This is a genomic window from Paraburkholderia rhynchosiae (assembly GCF_002879865.1).
Classification (GTDB): Bacteria; Pseudomonadota; Gammaproteobacteria; order Burkholderiales; family Burkholderiaceae; genus Paraburkholderia; species Paraburkholderia rhynchosiae.
This window is the reverse complement of sequence record NZ_PNXY01000102.1, coordinates 1-1,316: the sequence shown is the minus strand read 5'-3', so window position 1 is coordinate 1,316 and position 1,316 is coordinate 1. Positions and strand designations below refer to the sequence as shown.

1 protein-coding gene is annotated in these 1,316 nt (G+C 64.3%); it reads right to left on the bottom strand.

Annotation, left to right across the window (positions count from 1 at the left end; genetic code table 11):
• The coding region (gene ilvA, locus C0Z16_RS36965; protein WP_102636846.1) for a threonine ammonia-lyase, biosynthetic at nt 1–1,316 on the bottom strand (1,316 nt) is incomplete at both ends.

The window sequence follows — 1,316 nt, the reverse complement described above, 5'->3', positions numbered from 1 at the left end:
AGGCTGATATTCCAGTCCGGCGCCATCGACGACAGGAATTTCATCAGCGCGCCCGGCCGCTCGGGAAACTCGAAGCGGAACAGGCGCTCGTCGTGCGCGAGCGGCGAGCGGCCGCCGACCATGTAACGGATATGCTGCTTCGAGAGTTCGTCGAAGGTCAGGTCGACGGTCGCAAAACCGTGCGCCTCGAATGCGCCCGCGATCTGTGCCGATTCGCTGCGGTTCCTGATCTGCACGCCCACAAAGATATGCGCGGACTCCGCCTGTGCAATCCGGTAATTGAATTCGGTGACGCTGCGCGTGCCGAGCAGTTCGCAGAAGCGCTTGAAGCTGCCGCGCTCTTCGGGGATCGTCACCGCGAACACCGCTTCACGTGCCTCGCCGACTTCGGCGCGCTCGGCGACGAAACGCATGCGGTCGAAGTTCATGTTCGCACCGGACGTGATGGCGATCAGCGTCTGGTCCTCGATGCCCTCGCGCTCCGCATACTGCTTGGCGCCCGCCACCGCGAGCGAGCCTGCGGGCTCCAGCACGCTGCGCGTGTCCTGGAACACATCCTTGATTGCGGCGCAGAGCGCGTCGGTGTTCACGAGCAGCACATCGTCGAGATACTCGCGGCACAGGCGAAAGGTTTCTTCGCCGACGAGCTTCACTGCCGTGCCGTCCGAGAACAGGCCGACTTCGTTCAACGTGACGCGCTCGCCCGCTTTCAAGGAGGCCGCCATCGCGCATGAATCGTCGGTCTGCACGCCGATCACCTTGATCTCGGGACGCACGGATTTCACATACGCGGCGACGCCTGCTGCGAGTCCACCGCCGCCGATCGGCACGAAGATCGCGTGAATCGGTCCCTGATGCTGGCTCAGGATCTCCATTGCAACGGTGCCCTGACCGGCGATCACATACGGATCGTCAAACGGATGCACGAAAGTCAGGCCACGCTCTTCCTGAAGCTTGACCGCGTGACCGTACGCATCGCTATACGATTCGCCGAACTGCACGACCTCGACGGTCGGGCCGCCATGCGCGCGCACCGCATCGACCTTGACCTGCGGCGTGGTCACCGGCACCACGATGATCGCCTTCACGCCCATGCGCGCCGCCGACAGCGCGACGCCCTGCGCATGATTGCCCGCCGACGCGGTGATCACGCCGCGCTCCAGCGCTTCCAGCGGAATATGCGCCATCTTGTTGTACGCGCCGCGCACCTTGAACGAGAACACCGGCTGGTTGTCCTCGCGCTTCAGATAGACCGGATTGCGCAAACGCGCCGACAGTTGCGGCGCGCGTTCGAGTTCGGTCTCGCGGGCCACGTC